This is a genomic window from Acinetobacter sp. CWB-G5 (assembly GCF_019209785.1).
GTDB classification, from domain to species: domain Bacteria; phylum Pseudomonadota; class Gammaproteobacteria; order Pseudomonadales; family Moraxellaceae; genus Acinetobacter; species Acinetobacter johnsonii.
The window spans coordinates 241539-267513 of sequence record NZ_JAHUTF010000001.1; the positions used below are offsets into that span (position 1 = coordinate 241539).

The 25975-nt window shown below is 40.8% G+C and carries 30 protein-coding genes and 1 tRNA gene; 7 read left to right on the forward strand and 24 right to left on the reverse strand.

The annotated features are described in order from the left end of the window. The 15 genes from KVY11_RS01225 to KVY11_RS01295 all read right to left on the reverse strand — a co-directional run bounded on the left by KVY11_RS01225 (position 1) and on the right by KVY11_RS01295 (position 12040). A complete protein-coding gene (locus KVY11_RS01225) occupies positions 1-207 on the reverse strand; it encodes a hypothetical protein (RefSeq protein WP_218287823.1) in 207 nt (68 codons plus the stop codon). 1 nt (position 208) lies between these two features. Then, positions 209-505: a head-tail connector protein gene (locus KVY11_RS01230; RefSeq protein ID WP_218287825.1), complete on the reverse strand. Its 297-nt coding sequence runs from the start codon at positions 503-505 to the stop codon at positions 209-211. 74 nt (positions 506-579) lie between these two features. Then, positions 580-2094 (reverse strand): phage major capsid protein, encoded by a 1515-nt coding sequence (locus tag KVY11_RS01235; RefSeq protein WP_218287826.1) that lies wholly within the window; start codon positions 2092-2094, stop codon positions 580-582. A gap of 68 nt (positions 2095-2162) precedes the next feature. After that, complete coding sequence (locus tag KVY11_RS01240) at positions 2163-2888, reverse strand: HK97 family phage prohead protease (RefSeq protein WP_218287828.1); 726 nt, start codon at positions 2886-2888, stop codon at positions 2163-2165. Then, positions 2863-4053: a phage portal protein gene (locus tag KVY11_RS01245; protein WP_256350528.1), complete on the reverse strand. Its 1191-nt coding sequence runs from the start codon at positions 4051-4053 to the stop codon at positions 2863-2865. Before KVY11_RS01245 ends, KVY11_RS01240 begins: the two co-directional genes overlap by 26 nt. Before the next feature lie 74 nt (positions 4054-4127). Then, a complete protein-coding gene (locus KVY11_RS01250) occupies positions 4128-5966 on the reverse strand; it encodes a terminase large subunit (protein ID WP_218287839.1) in 1839 nt (612 codons plus the stop codon). Positions 5967-5980: 14 nt separating this feature from the next. Next, positions 5981-6502: a P27 family phage terminase small subunit gene (locus tag KVY11_RS01255; protein WP_218287841.1), complete on the reverse strand. Its 522-nt coding sequence runs from the start codon at positions 6500-6502 to the stop codon at positions 5981-5983. Positions 6503-6596: 94 nt separating this feature from the next. Then, entirely contained in the window at positions 6597-6860 is a 264-nt protein-coding gene (locus KVY11_RS01260) for a phosphohistidine phosphatase (RefSeq protein ID WP_218287843.1), read from the reverse strand. Then, positions 6857-7405: an HNH endonuclease gene (locus KVY11_RS01265; protein ID WP_371315908.1), complete on the reverse strand. Its 549-nt coding sequence runs from the start codon at positions 7403-7405 to the stop codon at positions 6857-6859. Before KVY11_RS01265 ends, KVY11_RS01260 begins: the two co-directional genes overlap by 4 nt. A gap of 13 nt (positions 7406-7418) precedes the next feature. Next, entirely contained in the window at positions 7419-7598 is a 180-nt protein-coding gene (locus KVY11_RS01270) for a hypothetical protein (protein WP_218287847.1), read from the reverse strand. Between the two features lie 165 nt (positions 7599-7763). After that, a complete protein-coding gene (locus KVY11_RS01275; protein ID WP_218287849.1) occupies positions 7764-8234 on the reverse strand; it encodes a hypothetical protein in 471 nt (156 codons plus the stop codon). Between the two features lie 347 nt (positions 8235-8581). Next, positions 8582-10348, reverse strand: coding sequence for a DUF5906 domain-containing protein (locus KVY11_RS01280; protein ID WP_218287850.1), 1767 nt, complete (start codon positions 10346-10348; stop codon positions 8582-8584). Beyond that, positions 10345-11313, reverse strand: a complete 969-nt coding sequence (locus tag KVY11_RS01285; protein WP_218287861.1) for a primase-helicase zinc-binding domain-containing protein — start codon at positions 11311-11313, stop codon at positions 10345-10347. The genes KVY11_RS01280 and KVY11_RS01285 overlap by 4 nt, the downstream gene beginning before the upstream one ends. After that, a complete protein-coding gene (locus KVY11_RS01290) occupies positions 11313-11810 on the reverse strand; it encodes a phage regulatory CII family protein (protein ID WP_218287863.1) in 498 nt (165 codons plus the stop codon). The genes KVY11_RS01285 and KVY11_RS01290 overlap by 1 nt, the downstream gene beginning before the upstream one ends. A 29-nt stretch (positions 11811-11839) precedes the next feature. Continuing rightward, positions 11840-12040 (reverse strand): Cro/CI family transcriptional regulator, encoded by a 201-nt coding sequence (locus KVY11_RS01295; RefSeq protein ID WP_094148300.1) that lies wholly within the window; start codon positions 12038-12040, stop codon positions 11840-11842. A 96-nt stretch (positions 12041-12136) separates the two neighbouring features. On the opposite strand from KVY11_RS01295, the gene KVY11_RS01300 reads away from it, so the two are divergent. From KVY11_RS01300 to KVY11_RS01325, 6 genes are all read left to right on the forward strand, one after another. Beyond that, the gene (locus KVY11_RS01300; RefSeq protein WP_178904450.1) at positions 12137-12790 is read left to right on the forward strand and encodes a LexA family transcriptional regulator; all 654 of its coding nucleotides are present in this window, start codon (positions 12137-12139) and stop codon (positions 12788-12790) included. Between the two features lie 152 nt (positions 12791-12942). Beyond that, a complete protein-coding gene (locus tag KVY11_RS01305) occupies positions 12943-13263 on the forward strand; it encodes a hypothetical protein (protein ID WP_218287865.1) in 321 nt (106 codons plus the stop codon). Further along, entirely contained in the window at positions 13260-13706 is a 447-nt protein-coding gene (locus tag KVY11_RS01310; RefSeq protein ID WP_218287867.1) for a hypothetical protein, read from the forward strand. Before KVY11_RS01305 ends, KVY11_RS01310 begins: the two co-directional genes overlap by 4 nt. A gap of 168 nt (positions 13707-13874) precedes the next feature. Beyond that, positions 13875-14081 carry a hypothetical protein gene (locus tag KVY11_RS01315; RefSeq protein ID WP_218287869.1) on the forward strand — a complete coding sequence of 69 codons (207 nt, stop codon included), beginning with the start codon at positions 13875-13877 and terminating at the stop codon, positions 14079-14081. After that, positions 14065-14505, forward strand: coding sequence for a hypothetical protein (locus KVY11_RS01320; RefSeq protein ID WP_218287871.1), 441 nt, complete (start codon positions 14065-14067; stop codon positions 14503-14505). Before KVY11_RS01315 ends, KVY11_RS01320 begins: the two co-directional genes overlap by 17 nt. Positions 14506-14632: 127 nt before the next feature. Then, positions 14633-14914 carry a DNA-binding protein gene (locus tag KVY11_RS01325; protein ID WP_218287873.1) on the forward strand — a complete coding sequence of 94 codons (282 nt, stop codon included), beginning with the start codon at positions 14633-14635 and terminating at the stop codon, positions 14912-14914. 12 nt (positions 14915-14926) lie between these two features. On the opposite strand, the gene KVY11_RS01330 is transcribed toward KVY11_RS01325, so the two are convergent. From KVY11_RS01330 to efp, 9 genes are all read right to left on the reverse strand, one after another. Further along, a complete protein-coding gene (locus KVY11_RS01330) occupies positions 14927-15967 on the reverse strand; it encodes a site-specific integrase (RefSeq protein ID WP_086209607.1) in 1041 nt (346 codons plus the stop codon). 144 nt (positions 15968-16111) lie between these two features. Beyond that, positions 16112-16188 (reverse strand) — tRNA-Val (locus KVY11_RS01335). 43 nt (positions 16189-16231) lie between these two features. Further along, entirely contained in the window at positions 16232-18223 is a 1992-nt protein-coding gene (locus tag KVY11_RS01340; RefSeq protein WP_218287882.1) for a DUF3488 and transglutaminase-like domain-containing protein, read from the reverse strand. Between the two features lie 10 nt (positions 18224-18233). Next, complete coding sequence (locus tag KVY11_RS01345) at positions 18234-19133, reverse strand: DUF58 domain-containing protein (RefSeq protein WP_218287884.1); 900 nt, start codon at positions 19131-19133, stop codon at positions 18234-18236. 16 nt (positions 19134-19149) lie between these two features. Further along, on the reverse strand, positions 19150-20106 hold the full coding sequence (locus KVY11_RS01350) for a MoxR family ATPase (RefSeq protein ID WP_218287885.1): 957 nt from the start codon (positions 20104-20106) through the stop codon (positions 19150-19152). 120 nt (positions 20107-20226) lie between these two features. Further along, positions 20227-21246 carry a 2-dehydropantoate 2-reductase gene (locus KVY11_RS01355; protein ID WP_218287886.1) on the reverse strand — a complete coding sequence of 340 codons (1020 nt, stop codon included), beginning with the start codon at positions 21244-21246 and terminating at the stop codon, positions 20227-20229. Between the two features lie 240 nt (positions 21247-21486). Further along, positions 21487-21789 (reverse strand): YbdD/YjiX family protein, encoded by a 303-nt coding sequence (locus tag KVY11_RS01360; protein WP_004693572.1) that lies wholly within the window; start codon positions 21787-21789, stop codon positions 21487-21489. A gap of 10 nt (positions 21790-21799) precedes the next feature. Beyond that, positions 21800-23902 (reverse strand): carbon starvation CstA family protein, encoded by a 2103-nt coding sequence (locus KVY11_RS01365; protein ID WP_218287887.1) that lies wholly within the window; start codon positions 23900-23902, stop codon positions 21800-21802. A gap of 168 nt (positions 23903-24070) precedes the next feature. Then, positions 24071-24640, reverse strand: coding sequence for an elongation factor P (gene efp, locus KVY11_RS01370; RefSeq protein ID WP_004693574.1), 570 nt, complete (start codon positions 24638-24640; stop codon positions 24071-24073). 309 nt (positions 24641-24949) lie between these two features. Here efp and epmB point away from each other — a divergent pair, with 309 nt between their 5' ends. Continuing rightward, positions 24950-25966, forward strand: a complete 1017-nt coding sequence (gene epmB, locus KVY11_RS01375; protein WP_218287888.1) for an EF-P beta-lysylation protein EpmB — start codon at positions 24950-24952, stop codon at positions 25964-25966. The last annotated feature ends 9 nt before the right edge of the window (positions 25967-25975 follow it).

Genomic DNA, 25975 nt, shown 5'->3' on the forward strand with positions numbered 1-25975 from the left:
CTACTCCTCAAATATTCCAGCCATCCAATCCATTGAATCTTTGAATTGTTCTCCTGCTTTTGAGATTAGATCCCGAGCTTGTTCAATTGAAATTCGATCTTGAGGGCGGGCAGGATCTAATGTTTTGAAAATTTCATCTAGTATTTTCAAGCCTTCTTCTTGCTGCAAAACTGCTTGATATGCAGCTTTTCTAATTAAGCGTGACATTTTAAACACCCATTTTTCGATAAGGCAGCATGAAGTTTTCCACTGCACGGTTGACGTATAGATTGACTTCAGTTTGAGCCGCTCGGTTCTCATACATATCAGTTATGATCAACAAGGTTGCAAGGGCTAAATCTTCTGGAAATTCACCATTAATAAGCACGTCATCCAAGGGCTTATCGATAAAATTCTCAATGTGTTTTAAAGCTGCTTTTGTGAGTAATTGAATGTAATCGTCATCACGGTTATGCAGGACTCGCAGCTGCTTCTTCACAATGGCTAGGTCAATGTAATCACTCATAAAAATAGCCTTTTTAAGACGAAAAAAGAGGTAAAAAAAGCAGCCCCGAAGGACTGCTTTTTAAGATTTTTAGATTATGTACCAACAACTTCAACAGCTTCAGAAACTGCACCACCCAAGACTGCAAACAATACAGCATGTTCACCAGCTGCAAGCGGATTTGGTGTGAACTCCCATGCGCCAGTGTTATCTGCAACAGTTGAAGCCGTTGCGATATTATTTTCGCGTAGAACGATAATGCTATTCGGCTCTGCTGTACCTGAAAGCTCTGCCGTTGTATTTGTTGCTACGACAGGTGTATCAAGTTCTTCAATCGCAGGTAAATCACCAGAAACACAAGCATCAGGCAATACAACACCAAAGGCTGCACGCATTTCCGCACGTAATGTCACAAGGTTCTTTGTAAAGTTATTACCATCTTCACTTGATGCATCCACATGGACTTCTTCACGCACATAGCCAGCTGTCCCCATTGAAATATTGCCAACCCAATACTTAAACACTGGCATTGCAGCAGTTAAAATTACAGGCAAATTCCAAAGTACTGGCTGAACAGCTGCACCTGGTGCACCAAATACATAATGGCCATCTGTACCCTTAATACGTTCAATCGCACCCCAAGATTCAGGATTCAATAAAATATATTCAGGTAAAACACCTGCTGCACCAGCACGGTATTTAGCACGGCTTAAAACATCAATAGCGCTATCGTTGGCACCTACAGCAACAGTTAAATGAGTACCTGCTTCAATTAAGCCAATAAATGAACGGGCACCTGACGATTTGCCATCACCATTTACCAATTTGTATTCAAGCTTTAAACGTACACCATACGCTAAACGCCCTTCAATATATGATGCTAAGGTTGGCATATCTGACAGCAACTGGTTCGACACACGAATCCAGTGCGCAATCGTACCAACAGCTAAATCAATCACGCCAAATTCAATATCGGATTCAGGCTTATCTGCTGCCTCCTCTACTAAATCAGCCATAATGTCATAGGCCGACTCACGGAATAGCGGAATCAATTTTTCACTGATAGGCGTAAAGCTAATCAAATCCAGTAAAGCTAATGCACGTGTGGCTGTAGTAATTGTCCCTGAAGCAAATTGGGTATTTGAAGGCAAGCCATCCAAAGTCACAATATTACGTGCTTGGATACCATCAATCGAAAATTTACCGCGTGAACGAACAATAGCAGCAGCTTGATCAGCAATATCTTTATTGCGAATCAAAATAGATGCCACACTATCTTGCTCTGGCTTGCTACGATCATGAATATTATCGATCAGTTTCTGTTGGACATCTTCAAGATCAGACGAAAGCTGTTTAAATTCTTTTGCACGCGCTTCAAGCTCATCTCGAACTTCTTGTGGTAATTCAACTTTGCCTTCAAGTTTTTCTTTATAGCGTGTGATTAAGTCATCAAGCTGCTGTTTACGTGTTTTTAAATCAGCACAAAGCTGTTCAAATTCTTTTGCAGCAGCTGTATCACGTGTGTGCAAGCCTAAAAATGGAGAATGGATATTTCCAGCAGCAGCTGATCCGATTGCTAAAGCGACTTGGTTTTTTGATAAAGCATTCATACTAATTTTCCTATGCATAGAAAATGAAAAACCCGCTTAAAGCGGGTAATAAATAAATTGTGATTTACTCAGCCATCAAGCCAAGCAAGGGGATCTTTCTTTGACACTGGTTCTTCATGCGGTTTTTGCATTCCAGACAAACGTGCCATCAATTTTTTAGCGTAATCACCAGGAAAGCCCATAGAACGAATAAGCTCTTCGGCATCATCTTCTGTTTTGATGGAATCAATCGCATCATCATTGATGATTCGGGCTGCACTATCTGCTGGCTCATCAACAACACTAATTTCATAAATATCAGCACGTTTGATTTCAATATGCGTACCTTTATCCTCTATATCCATTGGATTCGGAGGATAAAATGCAATCGAGAAACCATCTACGGTTTCATGCTTGACCATGGCTGCTACTTGCTGCGCCCAATACAAACCAGGTGTAAATTCCAGCTCTAAATAAAGACCAATATCGTCTTCTTTTAAAGCTGTATATTTACCAATTCGCAATGCCATCAGCGAATCAACCCAATACATACGCCAGCCATGGTTATAATATGCATGGACTTTTTTGGTCCCTGCTACAAATGCGGCACAAACTTCAGCAAATGCACCACGAATGAATTTTTCACCGTAAAAATTAATTGAATCCCATTTCACAGCGTAGCCACTGACCTTTACCGCACCAGTTTTATCATCCTGAATGAAACGTAAATTTTCAGCCCCAATTGGCATGCGCCGGCATTGAACTTTCGGCAAGTTTGGTAGTGCTTTATTACGCACTAGCAGGTTTTGATTCATCAGCTTTCGCTCCGTAATTGCCGCTTTTCATACGTTCGGCTGTTGTCATGTTCACTGGAACCAGTAGGAAATTGGCATTAGGATCAGGGTTATCGCCTTCCTCCATCTGGATCTGATATGGACTAGCTTGACCAGACATAATGCGTTCTTTGTTAGACTTAACTCGCTCCAGGTAGGAAGCACGTAACAAGTCCTTGGTCTTAAACTCGAACTCATATTCATCCCATTCATGTCGTTGCAATAGGTGAATACGTGCACTTTCTTCTATTCGCTCCAAATATGGCCGCAAACCGAACTTATGAAAGCCATCGACCAACTGTTCGATACCACTACCCCATGTCGTGCTGGAATCAGTACTAAAAATCAGGATTGGATTCACACCGAAATAACGGCATGCCTCTTCAACCGCCATCTTGCGAATTTCAATCAATTCAAGATCTTCAGGTGTTAGGCTGATTTGCTCGAATTTCATATCACCTTCGAGCACTGGCATATCACCATCATCGCCATTCACGAGAATATCCATTTCATTACGAATTTCGTCACGCTGCTCTTTTTTAAGCCATTTTGGTGTCAAAATTGCACCTGTTGGCTTTGCACCATTCGACATCAAACGCGAAGTTTTGTCGCTGCCAGCCAAACCGATGCCAATGGATTGTGCTCCATAGGCAATGGGAGACATTCCAACAAAACCAGTGCCAAAAAGTTTGATATGCCAAATTTCTTTATCGGTATATTCGACAGTTTTGCTACCAATCTTGCATTTATAAAGCGGTGCACCATCGTCTCGGATGCTCGGATCTACCGAACCAGAGTTAATGACTTGCAAGCTGACTAACTTCTTACCAATAAAATCCTTTTTGACATAAGCATTCCCCGCGACCAAATTCAGCATGAGCTGTTCAAAAAACTCAACACGGGTTTGATAGCGGTTCGGCTTGTTATAAAGCAGCCGAATCACATCATGATCTTTAACTTGAGCACGGGTTCCATCAGACTTTAACTGAAACATTTGCAAAGGTAGGGTCGCCACAGATTCAGTCAGAATTTTGACACAAGCAAAAACAGCACTCAGTGTCATGGCACTGTCAAAAGTTACAGGCTTGGCGGTTCTAAAACTAGAACGGGGACGATCAATAATGGTCGTCCCCGTTTTGTCTTGCATTGGTCCCGTTCCCCGAACCTTCAGACTATCGCGATTGTTTTTATCACGACTTTTTACTTTATCGCGCTTTTTACTCATCGCTTTTTCACCTTGATCATGTCATTCAACCAATCATCAATACTTCCTGAATCCTCACCAGGGATTAAATCGAATACTTGCTCATTGTCATAATACATAGCGCGACTCGCACCAATAATCATGCCGACAGCAGCATCAATTTTCTTTGCCCTTGAAATCTTTCTTGGGAAAATATTTTCCTTCCCGTCTTCTTTTACAACAACATTTAGAACACACCATTTCAGTACTGGATCACCGTTATGATGCAGACGACCTTCAACAAGCAACTGTTCAATCCAACGCATCGCAGGACTTAAATGTTCCACTCGCTGCGGAACTTCAATCACATTTATATCTTGATCAAGCAAATTAGCTGTCAATTGCGAAGCGTGATATGGGTCATGGCCACATTCATAAAATGGATAATCCAAATGATGCTGCTCAATATCCTCTTGAATACGGTTAAAATCTGTAGATTTCCCTGGTGTTTCAATCAACCATTCATCATCACGCCAAACCCGATATTCATCTGGTCGAGATTCACCATTAATAGCTTCTGGCGATTCAATAACATGCTCATTTAGATAATTTTTTGCAAATACATGCCAGTGGATTACATCATTTTCTAAACGTGGCCGCCAATCAACCCAAGATGCTAAGTCAAGTCGACTTGCCAAGTCATAGCCGCCAAATCCGACAATGCCTTTGAATTCCTCTTGCTGGATTTCCGATTCAGCTTTTGCCCAAGATGATTCAGCAATCCAGCCGTCAACAGCACCCACCCATTCATCTAAATGCTTCTGACGAAAAATGGCTTCATATGCGGGGGAGATTTTGCATTTATCAAAACCGCCCTGAAGATACTCAGGTTTGACCGAAATTCCATAGTTTGGATTGGCTTTCTCCCAATTTTTGGGGTCCTTCCAATCATCACCCTTGTCTAAACAAAAAATAATGCCAAAATATCGATCATGCTTCCCTTTACCCTCAAGGATTGCTACCACGATTTTTCGCTCTCGATAGCAGATTCCAGTTGTATCTTTTCCTGCCGTGGTAATAGCAAACAATAACGGCTGTGAACGGGACGCAATACCATTGGCAACAATGTCATACATGCCTGAATCTTTATGGGCATGCAGTTCATCAATCAGGCCGCAATGAACGTTAAATCCATCTTTCGATCCATCCCGATCTTGTGACAGCGCCTGCATCGTTGAATTAGTCGTCCGCTGAAAAATAGAGCGCTCTTGATATTCGATACCAAATCTTTCTCGCATTTTTGGCGAGTACTGGACCATTGTTTTAGCCGATCCAAACAAAATGTTAGCTTGGTCACGTGTCGTTGCTGCCGCATAAACATTTGAACCTGGTTCACCGTCAATGAAGGACATATACAGCCCGACGGCAGCCAGCCAAGTCGTTTTGCCATTTTTCTTAGCAACTTCCAAATACACATAAGTGAAACGACGCAATTTTGCATAATCTATCCATCCATAAAGATTGACCGTTACAAATACCTGCCAAGGCGACATGACCAACAAATTGCGAGTGCCATCAGGCTTTAGTCGAGCAAGATCCCCTTCAACATGCGGACACGTTTCAATAAAAAAGCACGCATGATGTGCGCGCTCTAAATCAAAATTAAACTCAAATTCTATATCTGGATCGAGTGATCCTACTTTCAGCTTTTTTAAAAGCTTCTGAGTTTCAGGCCCAGCCCAATTAACATCAAAACCTGATCGGCTTAAATCATCTACGAATCGTTTGACTGCTAATTTTTCCAGCTTCCCTGCCGTGCGCGCACCAGAACGAACATCGACACAGTACTGGAGCGCAATTTTAAAGTAATCGCGCATATTGACTCACTTTATTAACTAGATCGAAAACTATAATTTTCGTATGGATCATTCTCAGGTTTTGTTGCAGCATCAGCTCCAAGTAAATCTAACTGCTGTTGTTTATTCACCTTGACGCTTGAACGCGCAGCTGGTGTTAAACCAAACTCACGTGCAGTTTTAATAATTTGTTCTTGCAGTTTGTTTCGGATCTGAACAAAGCCAGCTTGAACTTCAAAACCATTTGGAGTCTTTGCCAGCCATTTATCAATATCCTCTAATTTTTCCATCACATCCGCATATCGTGCGACGTTGTCACAATGCATAGCAAAAACATCACCATCAACGACACTGATTAAGCCGGCATTAACTAATGCTGGCCCCAAAGTATCCCAATGTTTTCGCGCTACCCCTTTCACCCAACGCGGGCATGGTGGCATCCCTAAATCTACTGAAGCATTTGCAACCTGTGCATCTGCATCGCGGTCATCTCGAATGCGCGAACCGCTTAACATTTTCTCCTGCAATGACTTAGGAGGTCGTCCCATATTTGACATATCAACCTCTAAAAATTGAAAACTTATTAAATAATAGAGGTATACCCCCCTATGGACTTTTGACCACACAAAAATTACACGGGGGGGCGGTCTTTTATAAGAGGTCGGTTTCGACTTTTGACCCCATATCCCCCTGAGAGAATTTGTTGCCGTCTTTCCGATGAACTCGACACTGGGCAGCCACTTCATCAAGTCGAGCAGGTCGCAGACGTTCATAGATTTCTACTTGAGGTTGAGTCTCATCATTCCAAAGGACATGAAGACTTGAACCCGTTTGAACAACAACACCGACATGATCAAAACCTTTGATGTCATCACGGTAGACGACTGGATCACCTAGCAGTATTACTTCGCTCATGCTGGCACCGCCTTGAAATGTGAGTGATGCAAACGACCACCGTTCCCTTCATAGTCTTGGACAAACACTGTCTTGTCATGGACTTCAATCACAGTGAACACTGCCTTGTCGTCGCACATCAAAGACTCTTGCGCATACTCAGTGACAACCAGTAAGCGGTCATTCACTTTGAAATCGTTCGTGCTGTCTTTGTTTGCCTTGGTCTTGATTTGAACTGGCGACCAACTGCCCCGATCTTCAGTAGCGGTTTTGATGTTGTGGTGTGTTTCACATAACGGCTGCCAATTGCTCTTATCCCAGAACAGCACCTTATCGCCCTTGTGTGGAATGATATGGTCAACGACTGTTGCTGGGTTGATGTAACGAGTCTTGTGACACTCAACGCATAGCGGATGTTCATCAAGGAATGCATCACGAGCTTTAGCCCATTGAGCATCATAGCCACGTTGATGAGCTGTGCCGCGCTCTCGGTCTTTCTTTTTGATCTTGTCTTGATGGTTATCGCAATAACCTTGGTTCGTCGCGTACTCTTTGCAACTGTTCACCAGGCATGGACGTTTAGCTTTCTGTGGTGCTTTCTTTGTCATGAACTGAAACCAATTTTGTTTTAATCGAACTGCGAATTAATTTCTTAGAAACTGCATCGGCTGCAACACCAACAAAACCCAATGCATAAGCCAAAATCATTTTTGGTTTAGATAACTTCACTTGGATTTGTACAATCTGTTTTGAATGCATGGCTGAAACCCCATAAAAAAGGGCTGCATGCCCGACATTGACCGAAGACATGCAGCCGAAAAAAAAGAGCCTTTCGGCTCTCTCAGAGGAAACTACAGCGTTTTGATACAGTTTCTCATTGTGGTAAAAACTAACTTAAATCTGTTTCAGTGTCAAATACTAATTTTAATTAGTTTTATTGAGCTGAAAAAACAGCTTTTCATTTGCAACTGAATACTCTCTTTCTATGTCTTCTAAAACTGCCGTGATTGAAGCATTCAAATAACGATGAACTACCAAATAGTGAACACCAGCTAAAACACCTCGATTGCGTACAGTATTTGTATAACTTGCAGGGACCATACAAAATTCAATCAATGCAGTACGGACCACCGGTTCATGATATTCATCAGACACGTTTCTTGCTGAAAGTAAATCACGGTACTTCTGCACTAGGTGTTTACCTAGTAACTCAACATTGGTTGAAGTATTTGCACCTAAACACTTCATGCGCACTAAATTATCCTGTAATGGACTTAGCTTGGCATAACTCATTGCTACACAAACATCCTGTGCTGTAAGCGCACCATGGCTACCACCACCAATCGAGTCAAAGTTAGTCGTCTTTGGGCTTAATAAACGAATATATTTTTCCAAAATCTTTATCCTTGTTGAATTTTTAAGCATTGTTACGGGTAAAGGTCTATTTGTTACGGGTCTGTTACGGGTAGACCAATAAAAAAACTTAATAAAAACAATGATTGTTACGGATGTTACGAGTGTTACGGGGTAAATCACCTCGCGCGGGGAAATATTCAATTGATATAGAATTGAATAAATATAAGCGAATAGAAATTTTTCTCCCGTGCGCGCGCGTGCATAAGCCCGTAACAGCCGTAACAGGGTGTCTGTAATGTAGGTGGGGTAAGGCTTTGACAGTGTTACGGGGTGGCGAAAAAGCCCGTAACAGACCCGTAACACCCGTAACAATTGAAGTTATTTTTTTATAATACAGGTGGTACATCATGATCTCCTTTTAACTTATCACGAAACTGTTTGACTTGGGAAGATAGCCATTCTGCTTGTTTTATATTTTCAGGTGGCAAACCAGTAAAAATCATACGTCTTTGAACTTCTTTTCTTTTTTCCTGATAGCCAGCGCCTGTGATCACATCTTCATAGATCCGACCATGGCCTTTGGCCACAACACGCTCTGAAGCTATTAAGCTTAAAAACTTATTTGCAGGAATCGCCTTTTCACCGTTCTTATGACACCACTGCCGATAAGCCACATACAGATCATCTGAAAGACAGCAAACAAATGGGTTATCAAGTAACCCTGCCCGCCAATCATCCAGAAACAGTTTCCAACCAGGCAAACCAAATTGAATAATTTTCTGTTTGGCCTTGGTCATTGGTGGTTCTGTGTAAGGTGTAAAGTCGGTCAAATCGACAGACAGCAAGTAAGTGTAAAAAGCGTTAATCGCACTGCTATTTGGTTCAAGGCAGTTTTCGATCAACCCTTTAAGATCGTTGCCTAACTTCTGATTTGGTTCAAGTACAAGGAAACGACGGTCACGCTCCTCAATAGCAAGCGGCTGCACCTCATTGGATAAGAAGACACAGTTAATGTGGTTATTTTGGCTATAGCCCGACATGAACTTTTTCTCAATACGAATCTTCTCTCCAGTGATCATGTGTTTGATCAAACCCATCATGCCGAACTTAGACTTATTGTTAAATATTTCTTCAAAAAGACAGTAAAGCTTACGCTCTGCCCAGTCGGTATAAATAGATTCAAGGCCATTTTGACCCAGCGTAACTGAATAACATTCACCATAGATTCGGGTCATGATCTTCTCAAAGAACAATGATTTACCAGATCCTTGAACCGCACTGCACAGCAACACGGATGTATTCAATTTTGCACCAGGATGTTGAAGTGGATAAGCCAGCCATTTCATTAGCCATTCATATGCGGCTGTTTCCTTGCCACACAAGAATTTGACCAAGTTAATGATCGGGCTACATAGCTCTAACGCATCCCCTTGAGGAATAATCTGATTTTTTGCATCTAAAATTGGTGATATTTCCATACCATCATAAGTATTGATTTGCCCTTCTGTAATGTACATTGAAGGAACAAATACCAAGTCTTCATGCCAAATCATGCGTTTTTCCCTAGACTTTGCCCACATATCGTAAGCTCCTGCCCAGTTTTCTTTCATGACATCCGTTCCGACCAACTCACGTCGATAGGTATCCCAACATGCTTTTTTGCCCTCAAGCATAATAAAGCGCTCAATCATTTCCTTTGCTTTCTGGTGACTTTCACCAGTTGCGCGGCCATTTGCATCATCAGCAGAAATGGTTTTACGTTTCGAATGAGAATTCCAAGTATCAAATACTTTTTTACCGCCAAGCATGGTTTGGAATGCAGCTTTTTTCCAAATCTTCTTGCCATAGTCATCCCACACATTGGTTTCACCTTCAATTAAACAGAAACGAGCAATCCATTTTTCCATTTGTTCTTCAGGTGAAGGCTCAGGCTGTACAGTATTTCCTGTCGAAATACCCGCGCCCCCGCTTGGCTCAACAACAACATTTTGCTCAAAATCGGGGTCTTGACCCTCAAAATTGTGGGTTGCACTTTTAGGGGGTTCGGGGGAAAACTCAATAGAAGAAATGGCCAATCGGATTTGATTTCCTACCTCTTCCAATCCACAAGCAACATGCAAATCATTGAAGTCTGTGTAGACCTTAGAATTCATGCAACAGACTCCTTAATTTGCGTAAAATCAGGCAGAATGATGATGCCACCAGTAATGGCCTGTGCCTCTTGTGCATACTTCAAGCCTGTATCTTCTTTGGCACTGTCATCATCTGCACAATACACAAATGATGCTTTAGCGTATTTCTGTCTTAATACAGCACCAATTTTAGGTAGATTATTTGCTACAAATGAAATCGCTACTGGATGCCCTGTCGCCATATGAATAGACATTCCTGTCGCATAACCTTCAGCAATGCAGATGACATGACTATCGTATAGATCTGGTTGAACTTCACCAATCATGAAGCCCAAACCACCCATTCGGCCACCGCCTGTTTGCCATTCACCCGCATCATTTGTATCTCCTTTGATGAAATACTTGGTGCCGTCAGGCTCAATAGTCTGCAAGTTCCATATTTTTCCATCCATAAAGTCGATAGCTGGAATTAAAAGATTGCCATGCCAATCAATTTTAACTTTTGGATCTTTATCCACTTGCTTATCTGCAAGGTAAAGACTTGCATCACCTTGATGAACATTGCGAAACATACCTTCAGCTTTTCGGGCAATTTGTTCCTGGCGTTTACGTTCTATTTCGAGTTGTTTCTTTTTACGATCTTCCGCTTCAAATCTTAATCTTTCGCGGTCTTCATCCGTAAAAGTACTTTCTTCACTCAAACCCAAAATATGAGCAACTTCTTGAATAACCTCGGGGAATGAGCGATCTGTTACACGCTGGATCAAATCTAGCCCATCTCCAGCCCCATGCTGTTGACAGAAGTAATCGCCATTTTCATGCTTGTCGTCATACCAAAAACGATCAGTTCCTGGTGGATTACATGCTGGGCAAGGTGTTTTCTTTTTAAACTGCACTTTTATGCCAAAACTTGGAAAAATTAGATTTTCCCAACGTCCACGGGCAGCAAATTTAATGTCTTCAGCCTGTATTTTCTTCTTAGCCATCAAATCACCTGCTCATGTTGCTGCTCAACCATTGCCAACAGCGTTAATGCAACTCGCACCAGATCCATCACATCCTTTTGGATTACAGCCAATTCATCTTCACTGATCACCCTATCGCCAATTGCGGTTGCAATTGATTGTGATAAATCGCCTTGTTCACGTGCTAACTTTCCGATTTTCATAACATAATCTGATGTATTTAGGTATTCAGGTTTGGGTAATTCAAACCAAGCTGCATTGCCATGAATGGCACAAATACTGTCCATAATTCGACCATCTTGGGTTTCAGATAAAACTGCTTCCAAATGGTAAATATTAGGTTTATGAGTTGGTGTTGTTGGATTCAAAGAACTACGAAACGTATTGATATTGAATCCATTTTTTTCAGCAATAACTGCCATGAGTGAATCATCATTTTGACGGTACACTGCTGCTTTCAATGCCATAGTTAATGACAGTACTGTGCGTTCAATACGCTGTGTGCTAGTGAGTTTCATGTTTAAAACTTCCCAATTCATTCATTTTTTTAGTTATTTGCATGAGCTACATTTTGCTGAGTTTCAAGTGACTTTAGGCGATCCGCAGCAATATCTCTGATCTGATACTCACGTAACTGTGGAATTTGCTCTTTATTCCATCTTGCAACTGCGGCCGTGGTTATCCCCAGAGAATCTGCAAGCTCAGAAAGATTGCAACCTAATAATTCGATAGCTTCGTCTCTAGTCATTACTTATCCATAAACTAACTTTAGTTAGTTAATTAAATAGAATTTAACTTAGCTAGTCAAGAACTAATATAAGTTAGTTATTAATGAGATTGAGCAATGGAAGATACATACAGCACAATCGGGTCGAGAATCCGCAAATTGAGAAAAGATAAAAAACTAACTCAAAAGGATGTTGCTAAAATCTTAGGAGTATCTGATGCAGCCATTGTGCATTGGGAAAAAGATGTAAACACCCCAAAACTAGAGCACCTTACTATTCTTGCGCCTACGTTAAACACAACAGTTGATTACATCATGTATGGAAAAACTGAAAGTGAAGAGAACGTTAAAGAATATCGACCTATTACTAGAATGCTACCCGTGTTAACACACGTACAATGTGGCAGTATGACAAATGTCCGCTCTATCTCTCCTCATGAAATTGAACAATGGTTACCAGGGCCGCCAGAGGCTGGAAAGAATGGTTATTACCTGATTACACAAGGGGTTAGCAACTCACCTTATTTCAATGATGGTGAATTTATTTGTATAGATCCTGATGTTGATTTTAATTCTGTTCAGACTGGTGAAATGATTGTAGTTTGCCAAGATGATGAAGCAACCTTTAAAGCTCTAGTTAGAGATTTCAACAAAATCTACCTAAAAGCCCTAAATGAAAACTTCCAGCCAAACATTATTCCTTTGAAAGAAAATGCTGAGTACAAAGGGAAGTATGTTGGAAAATTCACCCCAAGTAAAAAATTCATATAAAAATCTAATTTTTCATTTTTTATAAAACTCAGATTAATCTGAGTTTTTTTATAACAAAAAAATAAAACTAACTTTTATTAGCTAAAATTATTGACAATAAATCTAACCAAAGTTAGTTTAATAATACAAATTAACTTAAATTGGTTTTTATTATGAACACTTCAAATTCTTATGGTAAATCTGATCAATTCGATCAAACCATTATCAATCGCCTTCTTTCTGAAGACTTTGGGCAGCCTCAGTTGTCTGACCTTGCTTTCTACAAACTTCGTGCTGCTGCACAAATTGGCAATGCAATCTCTGCCATGCGCAATGCAACCAATCAACATGATTTTACTCAAGCGCTCAATCAAGCTGATGCATTTATCACTGCTGCTTTAGATTATGAATTTATCGATCTTTCTGAAAAAGCTGTTTGGCTGGAAGAAATGGCTGCCGTCGTTCGTATTCAAACGATTGGAGAGTCTGCATGAATTTAACCCAAACCCAAGAAAGCATTGTGCCTGAACAATCAGTGATTGATTCATGGCCTACAAAGGTTCGCACAACTTCAAACGCATGCCAGGCACAAGAACCTGTTGAAGTTATTTTTGATGCTGAACGTTGGCTCTATGAACGCAAAAATGCTTATCCAATGGTGGACTGTTTACCTGGTCCAGCTGAGGGAATGTGGAAAACATTTCGCTTCCACCCTGTTTACTGTTGCGTTGTTTTAAAAGACCAAGATGTATTGATACTTAATCCAAATGGCAGCTACTCAGTTAAGCCTGATACCAACCAAGAAGGCTGCGAACATCACCCATCAAAATGCTGCGAATGCATGCTTAAAGAAATTGATGAGGAATATCTCAACTGGATCTCAGATGAGGAAAAGCATTTAAACGCAGCACTAATTTCAATTGATGAGGTGCCGTGATGATCATGATCCTTATTCAGACACTGCCCTTTGCTTTAGTTTTTTTTCTAGCAACAGCTTTCATAGCTGGATTGGTTTGGTGCTTATGCACTGCTGTTACCCACGCCAAGAACTTAAAACTTGAAGCCAATCACCTTCAAAAAATTATTGAAGATCAGGAGAACGAGCATGCTCAAATTCACTGATAACCAAAAAATTGAACATGTTTTTAATATAGAAAATTTGGTGCACGTGCATGTACGTAAGTCTGACGAAAAAAATGTCACGCTTACTATGCATATGCTTGGGCCACACACAATTCCAGTAACTGTTGAAGCTAAGACAGCTAATTTTGTTTTGAGCGAATTAGGGGAACATTATGCAATCGAACATTGATCATAATGCAATTATTAATAAGGGCAAATCCATTGCCCTTGCCATCCAAGTCGACGACTGGCTGAAGGCGCAGGGCAAATTAGAGCCGACTCAAATTCCCTTTGGCCAAACTCGAATGAGTATGAAACCAAAGGACACCGAATATAAAACTGGCCAGCAATCTATGCGTGAATCTATGGCTGATTCTGTAAGTAAAAAAAGACCAGTTTTAAGTTCAACTGATCGCCCATTAACGAAAGAACAAGAACGTCACAAGTTTAATTTTGAAGCTAAGACGAAAGCCCTTGCTAAAGGTGAAAGTACCTTTGAAGGCAAATGTGACTTACATGGACTTACTGAGTTCAAAGCCTATCAATCTGGAAAGCATCACTGTGTCAAATGTCGTAAACGTAGAAACCAGTTAAAAAAAGAGGCTTATAAATGAATTTTGATAGCGCTCAATTTCTTTGGTGCACGAAATGGTGCAAAGACCAAGGTTTAAATCCATATAATTCAGTCAACTGGGCAGCTGCTAAAGCAGAATATATTAAAGCTCAAAGAGGAAATTGAAAATGCCTGAATTCGTTGTAACGATCGATGCAGATTCGGCTCCTCAAATCGTACTTGGTCAAAAGTTGTTTGGAGGCACCGTAACCGCGCTAAAGCTCGAAAAACGTAAACTGGTATCGGTGGCAGAGCTTGTTTCTAAATACGGCTTTTCTGATGAAACCATACGCAATAAGCTTGCTGTAATTAATCAAGGCACCAACGGCAAACATATGTACGATCCCGAAGCGGCAGATGCTCTACTGAAAAAGCAAACGCGACGACGAGGACCTAAACGCATCAATTGATAAATGCCCGCTTTATGCGGGCTTATTTCTTTCTATAGACTTGAACGCATCAACCAAATCTTTTGCATCCGGGTTGTAATAAGTATTCACCAGGACATCAATTTTCTTATGGCCAGTAATTTTTGCAAGTACTTCAACTGGCAGCTTTCTAATGCGAACCATACGAGTAATGGCTTCATGACGCGTATCGTGGAAATGAAGATTATTCAATCCTACTTCTGCCTTGCGTTTTTCCCACATTAATCGAAATGCATTCTCTGACTGGGGAATAACACGACGGCCATCATGCTGAATCAACTCCAACAAAGCTAAAGCTTCGTCAGATAATGGAACATTTCTTGGATCACCATTTTTAGTCTTTGGCAGGTGAACGTATTCATCATAAATATCTTTCTTTTCAATACCTAATATTTCACCACGACGCATAGCTGTTTCCAGCGCGAATAGAAAACCCCACGCAACATAATGCTGTGGAAGTGTCGGAACTGTACCCATTTCATAATTCAAAACTTTCAACATCAGATCTACTTCCGATGGATGTATTCGACGTGTACGTGCTTTGGGCTTTTTGGGTTTCGTCATTTGCATCCATGGATTTTCTTCCAGGAGAAATAATTCTTTTTGGGCAAAGGTAAACATAGCACTGTAATGAGATATTTCTTTCAAAACAGTGTTTTCACCAACTTGAGTAAGTCGATTGTTACGCCAGCCAGTTAGATCCTTTGGTGTGATGTCATAAATAGACTTCTGTGCTAAAGCACCAAATTTCATCTCAAAGTTTTTATACTGGCCCTTAATCCATGCCAAGGATGATTTTGATTTATTCCATTGGCCAACATCTTCAAAGTATTTATTGTTTAAATCACGGAATAGATATTTAGGCTTAAGTTCACCCGATTCAATTTGGGTTTGAGTTTTTAATTCAACCAATTTAAGAGCTGCCCACTGCTCACACTCTGCTGCGGTATCACGTGTGCAATAATATCTTTGATTCTGATATGAGACGGTTATTGTGTAAGTCTCGCCTCTTTTTCTTGGTTTTGGTATTTTCATCTTGTCGCAGACTTGTCGCAAATTTGACGTAAATATTGCCATTTTTCCCCAGTTTTGCCAAGTTTGCCAACTTCGAATGCACCCAATGCACCAAAAAAAAGGACCTATAAGCGTCTGATTTGCTTATAAGTCCTTGATATATATTGGTAGGTATATCCAGACTCGAACTGGAGACCTCTACGATGTCAACGTAGCGCTCTAACCAACTGAGCTATACACCTGAAGTAGAAGCATAATATTCACTTTTAAAAAGTATGACAAGCGCTATTTTTTGTTTTTTAAAGCAGATGCACAAGTTTTAAGCATTCGTTTAAATTGTTGAATATTTTTTGAATTCAATGTATTGGAATAACGTATTTTCTGATAATAATCACCCGCCTGTTTAAATAAAACTTGCTGTTCAGGTTTAACGTCTTGAGCTAAACGCAACAACCATTTGTTTACCGTTTCAGCATCTTGTTTACGCTGCTCTGCTACTAGGCTTCGAGAAAAAGACTGAACGACAATGTCATATTCAGAAGTTTGAGCACGTTTACGGCAAAATATAACCCACCAGTACAGTAAAACTAACCCACCAATGCTAATAATAATCAGCAATACCAATGAATAAGTGGATTGGAGTCCTAGCTTCTGCAACCAACCTCGTTGAGCCTCTGCATTATAGCCAACCACCTTACTTTGCCATTGGTAACTTGCATAGTCACTCCAAATGCGGATTTTGTTTAATACCGAATAGCGCTGTACATTCCATCGACTACTCTCACCCCAAACACTGGCATCTTGGCTCATTAAATCTTGCATACCCTGTTCAATACGCTGTGGTGCAATCATCGCTGTTGGGTCATAGCGGTTCCAGCGTCCATCCACAAAGACCTCCGTCCATGCATGCGCATCTAACTGTCGAACTTCCCAACTTTTTTCATCTGGTGAAGACTGACCACCTTGATACCCAACCACAATACGCGCTGGAATTCCCGCATAACGCATCAGCATCACGAAGCTAGAAGCATAATGTTCACAAAAACCTTGTTTGGTTTGAAACAAAAACTCATCAATACGATGCTGCCCCAACAAGCCTGGCTGCAAGGTATAGCTAAAGCCGTTGTTGCGATACCATTGCAAAATATTTTGGATAAAACGTTTCGGGTTCTCGTCACTTTGCTTAAACAGCTGCTGTGCCAATTGTTGCGCTTTCAAGTCCATGTGCTCAGGCACTTTTAAGTTTATGCTTCGTTGTAACTTAGATAATTCACTTTGGGAAAATTGAACATTTCCCATCCATTGCAATGCAATAGGTTCCACACGCTGGATTTGACGATAAGCTTGAATACTCCAATCCTGACGTAGCTGATAACGTCGCTCTAAGGGTTGTGAATATTCCAATGCCATAATCCACGGAATCGCGACATCAGCGGATAAATATTGATAGTTCCATTTTTTGGATGCTGAAATTTGCGTTAAGGTATCATCCGAAATACTTTGTTGATTAATAAAACTACTGGTCCACTTTTGCCCATCATATTGATCTAAGACCAGCGCGCGCCAATAAAGCTCTGAACGATTTGGGAGCTGAGTGACATCACCGATAATACGAAAAGCCAAATGACTGGACTGGGATAATTGCGCAATATCTCCAGGTGACATACTGTCACTCATTCCTGTCACCGCCTTATTTTCAGGAATTGGAATATGCCAAAGTGGGGGTAAGCGCGGGAAAAAGATAAACAACAGTACAAAAAAAGGTAGTGCAAGACCTACAAATTTAATGACATGTTTTGCATCTTGCCTTAATGCCATACGATTCGAGTTTTCAGATGCAAAAGAATGGGTTTGCACTCGATACAGCCCCAACAAACAACTCAATAAACACAGCAAAACCATCACTGCCGTCATAAATGACTGACTATGTAAAAACATACTCGCCGCAACAAATAAAGCAAAGTTAAACAGAATGATCACATCACGCTGAGTTTTTGTTTCTAAGGCTTTCGCAAAGAGAAAGATGCTTAAAACGGCTACGCCCGCTTCTACCCCTAAAAAGCTTTGATAGCTCCAAAAAGTGACTGCTAGAGCAGCAAGGGTCAAAATGTAAATTGCCCATTTCGGGAAATGGTTGCCCGTGGATTTCATGAAATACCATAGACAGCCGATACAAATGGCGAAAATGACACTCAATAGCGCAGGACTAAAACTTAGTTGTGTGATCCAAATCAAACTCAGTGTCAGCACAATGGCAATACGAATAGAAGAATGCATACTGTGCTCGCTATGCCTGCGCCAAAAGTAATTTGGCTTGAAGGTACTGTTCTCGCCCTATCCCTTTGGCCAGTTCAGTATGAGGTAAATACAGGGCATAGGCGTATTGTAACTGCTCACATTGTTCAACCAAGCCCATCATCAAGCTCAATTTTTCTTCATGTGAAGGACTCGGCATATGTGCATAGTGAATGTCTAAACTGTGTTGATCCTGATGTTGTTCAAAGACTTTAATAAATAAACCTTGTCCTTGTGCCACTTGTTTCCATGATACCGCCTGTAAAGAATCACCCTCTTTAAAATTTCGCAATTCTCGGAATTCATCCATGTCCGGTTCAAAACTGTGTTGCTGCTGTATATTTTCAGTCGCTAAAGACTTAGCTTTAGGCGCGATCCACAGGGTTTTCTGAATGAAAAAATAACTCCAAGCGCGAACAAGACCAAATGGATAAGTCGAATATATTTTAATCTCTGGAAAGCTAAACTGTCCGCGAGCTTTTGGAAAAAAATTTAAATCGACTACCTGATGGGTATCTTGAATAAACAACTGTTCTATATGATCAGCATAAGTAATCCAGAGGTATCGAGGCTGCGAATGCAGTTGTTTGAAATGCATTTGTAATTGCAATGCACTCTCAACCTGCCCTATTTCAGGGAATACAAGGTCAATACTTAAGCCATGTAGCTGTTTAAAGGTCAAATAAAAACTCATACACAGCACGGCACTGATTAAAAAACAAAACGCTAAAATTAAGTTATTGGCATAATTCACGCCTGCAATAAAGGTGATTAAAATCAGCACCACATACACATATCCTTGCTGATAAATAAACACCAGTACATCTTTTTGGGTCAGTTGTTTTTCAGCATTAAATTGAAAGCGTTTATTTATCCAGTTTTGCCACAGCATGTGTCAGCTTATCCTATCAGTGAACTTTGACTTGCTTCATAAGTTGCTCAGTTTCAGCTTCACCCAGCCCTATTCGATGCGCGGTCACTGCGACAAATACAGCCTGTACATCATCGGGTGTAACAAATGCACGGGCTTTAACCAAAGCATAGGCTTGTGCTGCTTTCTTCAAAGCCAGTACACCACGTGTAGATAAACCATGTCGACTTTTACGGGTCTCAGCCGCCAAATCTAGAATATAATCCAAGACTTCCTCAGACAAATAAATCTGTGGCACCAAAGTTTGTAAGGCCAGAATGTCTTGTTCAGAGAATACTGTCATCAACTGCTGAATCAAGTCATGACGGGATTGTTGCTGCAATAAAGCCTTTTCTGCCTGACGGGATGGATAACCCAAAGATAAACGCATAAGAAAACGGTCGAGCTGTGACTCTGGTAGTGCATAAGTTCCACTTTGAAAAAGTGGGTTTTGCGTTGCAATTACCCAAAAAGGCTGTGGTAGTACATAACGACTTGCATCAATTGTCACCACACCCTCTTCCATCGCTTCTAAAAGCGCACTCTGCGTTTTCGGACTACAGCGGTTAATTTCATCTGCGAGTAAAATTTGAGTAAAAATTGGCCCTTGCTTAAACTCAAACAGATGTTCTTTTTGGTTAAACATATTCACCCCAATCACATCGCTTGCCAGCATGTCATTGGTAAACTGAATCCGTTTAAATTGAAGACCGGCCAAATGGGCCAAGCTACTGGCCAATGTGGTTTTGCCTAAACCAGGCAAGTCTTCAAATAAGATATGCCCACCAGCTAAAAGGCTACATAAAGCCAATTGGGTTTGTTGATTTTTATCTAAAACGATTTGATTGACTTGATTGAGAAATTCTTGGATTTTTGGATAAAAAATACTTAACTGTGATTCATCGAGCATGTCATATTGCAACGTTTCTACCGTTTTCTCTTTTCCCCAAAGCACCTTATTCTCCCCAATCAAAATATAAATCAAGGTTTAACATACAGGTTTTTCAACCATACTCAAAGGCGATCCTTATAAATATTCAATGATTTGCGTATGAATGACTTCCCTCACATCAAGCTATTGTTTCACTGCAGATTTCAACTGATCTTTTAAAGTATCTGCGCTCATTGAAAATGATGGAGATGATTTCTCTGCTTGCTTAATCAATGCTATGAGTCGTGCATTGATTGGCGCCTGTCTACCACATTGTTCTGCGAGTTTTAAAACCTCACCATTAATCCAGTCGACCTCTGTGGGGCGACCTGCAATTAAATCATCTTGCATAGACGACCGAGCTAGTGGATCGATTGCCAACATTTTACGACTTAATAATTTAAATAATGGATTAGGTAAACTCAGTAATTTTGGAATCAAATGGGTCGGAACTGCGGTTAACTTTGCAGGTTTAATTTGTGCATAATCAAGCAGTGCTAAGGCTTCCTGCTGCGCCATTGCCACACATTGGCGATATTTACGAATCGACAATTGTTCCTTTAACGGTTTTTTTGACAATGCATTGATTGAATTATTTAAATTAAGTAAAAGCTTGGCCCACTGCACAGCCAGCATGTCTTTTTCAAAAACAATCTCTAAACCTGCTTTTTGAAATGCATTCTCAAGCAAATTTTGATTCGGATATTGCTTAACACTTAATGCACCAGAGGTACCTTGATGATAATGCCCAGCTTCTTGCGTGGCGACGTTAAAAGGAACCATCCCCTCTAAAATCATTTGCTCTTGCAAAACCCTTTTTAAAATAGGGACATTGCTTAAACCATTTTGAAAGCTAATGATCAGCGGTATTTTAGTTCCTAAATATTCTTTAAGTTCATGCGCAACTTGTTCTGTTGCTGCCGATTTCACACAAATAAAAACAACATCAGCATCCACAACCTGAGCAGGATCAGTCGTTAGTTTGAGTTGATGAGGTGCAAGTTTGATCTTTTTGCCTAAATAATCAGTTAAGACTAAGCCAAATTGGGAAAGCTCTGCATGAATACGTGGACGCGTGATAAAAGTAACATCACTACCTGCAGCAACCAATCTTCCGCCTAAATAACACCCAATGCTTCCAGCACCATAAATATATATTTTCATTCAATTTCCCTTTGCAAACATTCCAGTATTTTAAGAGCGATCACAATCAAAAGTTGTCAAATATACAACATGAACCTTTTATGCCTCACACTCCATGTTGCGTTGTGATTGAATCCATGATGTAACAACTTGCTTCATGCAAAAAGTACACTGTCGAATCTAACACGAGCAACCGCATGTAATTGAGTATTTTCACAAAAAAACGGCACCGAAGTGCCGTCTTTGAATTGATTAATTATATTAACATGGGCACTTTTTCATGCCATTCGTTGCAGATGGATAACGTGCATCCACACAATGACGATAAAAAGTTTTAGCATCCATCGCTTCTAAATCAGGATGGTGCTTTTTCATATGCTCCAAATAGTTTGGATAATCAGGCACCCCCACCATCAAGCGAAAACTTTGCTGCAAACGTTGCCACAATGTCGCAATTCGAGACCAATTTTTAGGGTTCAGAATCAAATCTTTCTGCGACATCACGGTCATTTTAATGATTTTATAAATCATCGTTTTTCCACTTTTAGCAAATTTTAGATTCATCTGACTCTCCTTAATGTCCAGCTTTTGATGGCTGAATGTCTTCAAGATCACGATAAATGGCTTCTGCCTCATGCACAGTCGGAACTGGGCTTGCCAATGCACGACGAATCACTCTAATCGCAGCAAACAGCATCACAATCGCCACAATCATAAAGAATCCACACAGTGCAGCATTGATCTGATTCGACATCGCAACGGTCTGCATTTCAGCAACCGTTTTTGCTGGTGCTAAAATTTCATTGTTTGCAATTGCATTGTTAAAGCGTTCAGCTTGTGCCAAGAAACCAATTTTTGGGTTTTCGTGGAAAATTTTCTGCCAGCCCGCTGTCATACAGGTTACCAACAAGAATATGGTCGGGATAATCGTGACCCATACATATTTCTCTTTCTTCATTTTGAAGAGGATAACCGTACCTAAGATCAATGCCATTGCCGCAAGCATTTGGTTACCCACACCAAACAGTGGCCATAAGCTATTGATTCCCCCGAGCGGATCGACGACACCTTGGTAAACAAAGAAGCCCCACCCTGAAACCGCAACTGCTGTACCCAACAAGTTTCCGAAAAAGTTATGTGAGTTTTTCACCGCAGGAATCACAATCCCAACTGTGTCTTGCACCATGAAACGACATGCTCGCGTACCCGCATCAACAGCTGTTAAGATGAAAAGTGCTTCGAATAAAATGGCAAAGTGATACCAAAACGCCATCATTTCACGGCTATTGAAAATTTCCGTAATGATGTGAGCCATACCAATAGCAAAAGTTGGCGCACCGCCAGTACGTGAAAGAATGGTACTTTCACCCACTTCTTGAGCCAGTAAAGTTAATGTTTCTGGAGTAACAACAAAACCTAAGTTACGAACAGCTTCAGCTGCGGTGTCTACACTTGTACCCAGTAAAGCGGCTGGTGAGTTAATCGCAAAATACACACCCGGATCAAGCACTGCGGCACAGATCAGAGCCATGATTGCAACAAATGACTCCATGAGCATACCGCCATATCCAATCATTCGAATATCACGTTCATTGTTCACAAGTTTCGGCGTGGTGCCTGACGACACTAAAGCGTGGAAACCTGAAATTGCGCCACAGGCAATGGTAATAAATAAGAATGGGAACATTGAACCTGCAAACACAGGGCCAGTACCATCAATAAATTGCGTGAACGCTGGCAGCTTCATTTCTGGCATTGCGAAAATAATACCGACTGCCAAACCTGCAATGACACCAATCTTTAGGAAGGTTGATAAGTAATCGCGTGGCGCAAGCAATAACCACACAGGTAGTGCTGAAGCCACGAAACCATAAATAATCAGCGCCCAAGTCAACTGAGTGCCCGACAGTGTAAAGAACGCACCCCAATATGGATGCTGTGCAATATTTTCACCGTAGACAATACCAAGCATCATCAAAACGAAACCAATAATAGATACTTCTGCAATTTTACCTGGGCGGATAAAACGCATGTAAATCCCCATAAAGAGCGCAATTGGAATCGTTGCCGCAATACTAAATACGCCCCATGGGCTGTGTGCAAGTGCTTTGACCACGACCAATGCCAAAACTGCAAGGATAATAATCATTACCCCTAATGCACCAAGCATGACCACAATACCTGCAAAAGTTCCAAGCTCTTGCTTTGCCATTTCACCGAGTGAACGTCCATCACGACGGGTAGAAATAAACAACACCAAAAAGTCTTGTACTGCACCTGCAAGCACTACACCGACAAGTAACCAAATCGTGCCAGGTAAATAGCCCATTTGCGCTGCTAAAATAGGCCCTACTAATGGACCTGCACCTGCAATCGCTGCAAAGTGATGTCCAAATAGAACGCTTTTGTTGGTTGGAACATAGTCCAGACCATCATTCAAACGATGCGCGGGAGTTAAGCGACGTTCATCAAGCTCAAAAACTTTATTTGCAATAAATAAACTATAGAAGCGATAAGCAATACTATAAATACAGCCCGCAGCAAGTACGAGCCAGATGGCATTGACATGCTCACCACGACTCAGTGCCAATATCCCAAACGAGACTGCACCGATGATGGCTACCAGTAGCCAGATGATTTTTGAAGTCAGGGTTGACTTCGGCTGAACAGATTCCATTTCAATCCCTCATATTTGTTGCATTCAATCAGCGTCTTTAATTATTCGAGGTACTGCTGTTTTCCTTTGCGACTTTACTCTGCATCTCCTTGTTTTGATCTAATACTTTGGCATAAAAAAAGGGATGATTTTCATCATCCCTTCCGATAATAGTCTATTTTTAAACCATTATGCACGTTCTAAATAATCGCCAGTACGAGTATCTACACGAACGCTTTCCTCTTGCTGTACAAATAATGGAACACGTACTACAGCACCTGTTTCCAATTTTGCAGGTTTACCACCACCGCCAGAAGTATCACCACGTACACCCGGATCAGTTTCAACAATTTTCAAAACTACGAAGTTTGGTGGGTTTACTGTTAACGGCACGCCATTGAACAACATAATGGTACATTTTTCATTTGAATCATCTTTTAACCATTTTGCAGCATCGCCCATTGCTGTTTTGTCAGCAGCGATCTGTTCAAATGATACAGGATCCATGAAGTTCCACATTTCGCCGTCGTTGTACAAGTATTCCATTTCTACTTCTACAATGTCAGCCGCTTCTAAAGAATCACCAGACTTAAATGTTTTTTCTAAAACTTTGCCAGAACGTAAATTACGTAGTTTTACGCGGTTAAATGCTTGACCTTTACCTGGCTTTACATATTCATTTTCCATGATTGAACATGGGTTACCATCAAGCATAACCTTAAGGCCTGACTTGAAATCATTCGTAGAATAATAGGCCATGACTGGCGCACTCCAAACTAACTAACTTAAATATTTATGTCTTTATCTTAGACACCAAAGCTTTGAAAAGCAGGGCCATAAAGATAGGGCATCTTTTTTGATGCCTCGTATTGTAAATGAGCAAGGTGTTATGAAGCAATGAAAATCCACTGCCTATAAGCCGAAGATCTTGATAAAATAGCCCTGTTCCGCGTGTTTTTGTGTATTGAAAAAGCCTTTTTAGACCACACACATCAGAACAACTCGTTTCGACATCACCCGATTTGATGACCTAACTTTCTTTTGACCTAGTATTTGACCCCTTATTGCATGACTCATTATTTGTACCAAGAGCAAAATTGGCAAGCTCAACTCAGTGATTTAATTACTGATCCTTTAGAATTACTTAATATTCTAGAGCTTTCTCCTGAGCAACTGCTGTCAGGCGCACTGCTTGCATCAATCCAATTTAAACTCCGTGTTCCCCGTGCTTTTGTGACAAGAATGCAAAAAGGTAATCCGCTTGATCCTTTACTCCTTCAAGTCCTGCCCCATCATCTTGAGCTTGAAGAACATCCCGACTTCGTGACCGACCCCTTGGGTGAGGAACAAGCCAACCAACAACCCGGTGTTTTACACAAATATAAAACTCGTTTCTTACTGACACTAACTGGGGCATGTGCCGTTCATTGTCGTTACTGTTTTCGTCGACATTTCCCCTATCAAGAGAACCTACCAAAGTCAGAAGATTGGATCAATATTCAACACTATATTCAGTCGCAACCTGACATTAATGAAGTCATTTTGAGTGGTGGAGACCCCTTAACGCTGTCCAATCGTAAAATAAAATTATGGATTGAACGCTTAGAAAGTATTCCCCAACTTAAATTTTTGAGAATTCACTCACGAGTTCCTATCGTAATGCCTAACCGTGTCGATGATGAGCTAATTTCCATCTTAAAAAACAGTAGGCTGCGCATTATTCTAGTGGTACACTCAAATCATGCATCGGAATTGGATGATTTTACCTGCCGTCAATTACAGCAATTAGTCGCAGAAAAAATCACCGTTTTCAATCAGGCGGTTTTATTGAAAGGGGTCAATGATCACGTTCAAATTTTGACAGATTTGAGCTACCGTTTATTCGATGCAGGTGTTTTGCCATACTATTTACATGTTTTAGATAAAGTAAAAGGGGCTCACCATTTTGATTTAAACTCGCAAAACATTGATTTGCTGTATCAAGGATTATTGGCGAATCTACCCGGCTATCTGGTTCCCAAGTTGGTCAGGGAAATTGCGGGAGAAAAGAATAAGACACCACTTTTCGGGGTTTCAACTTTTTGAGTTAAATAA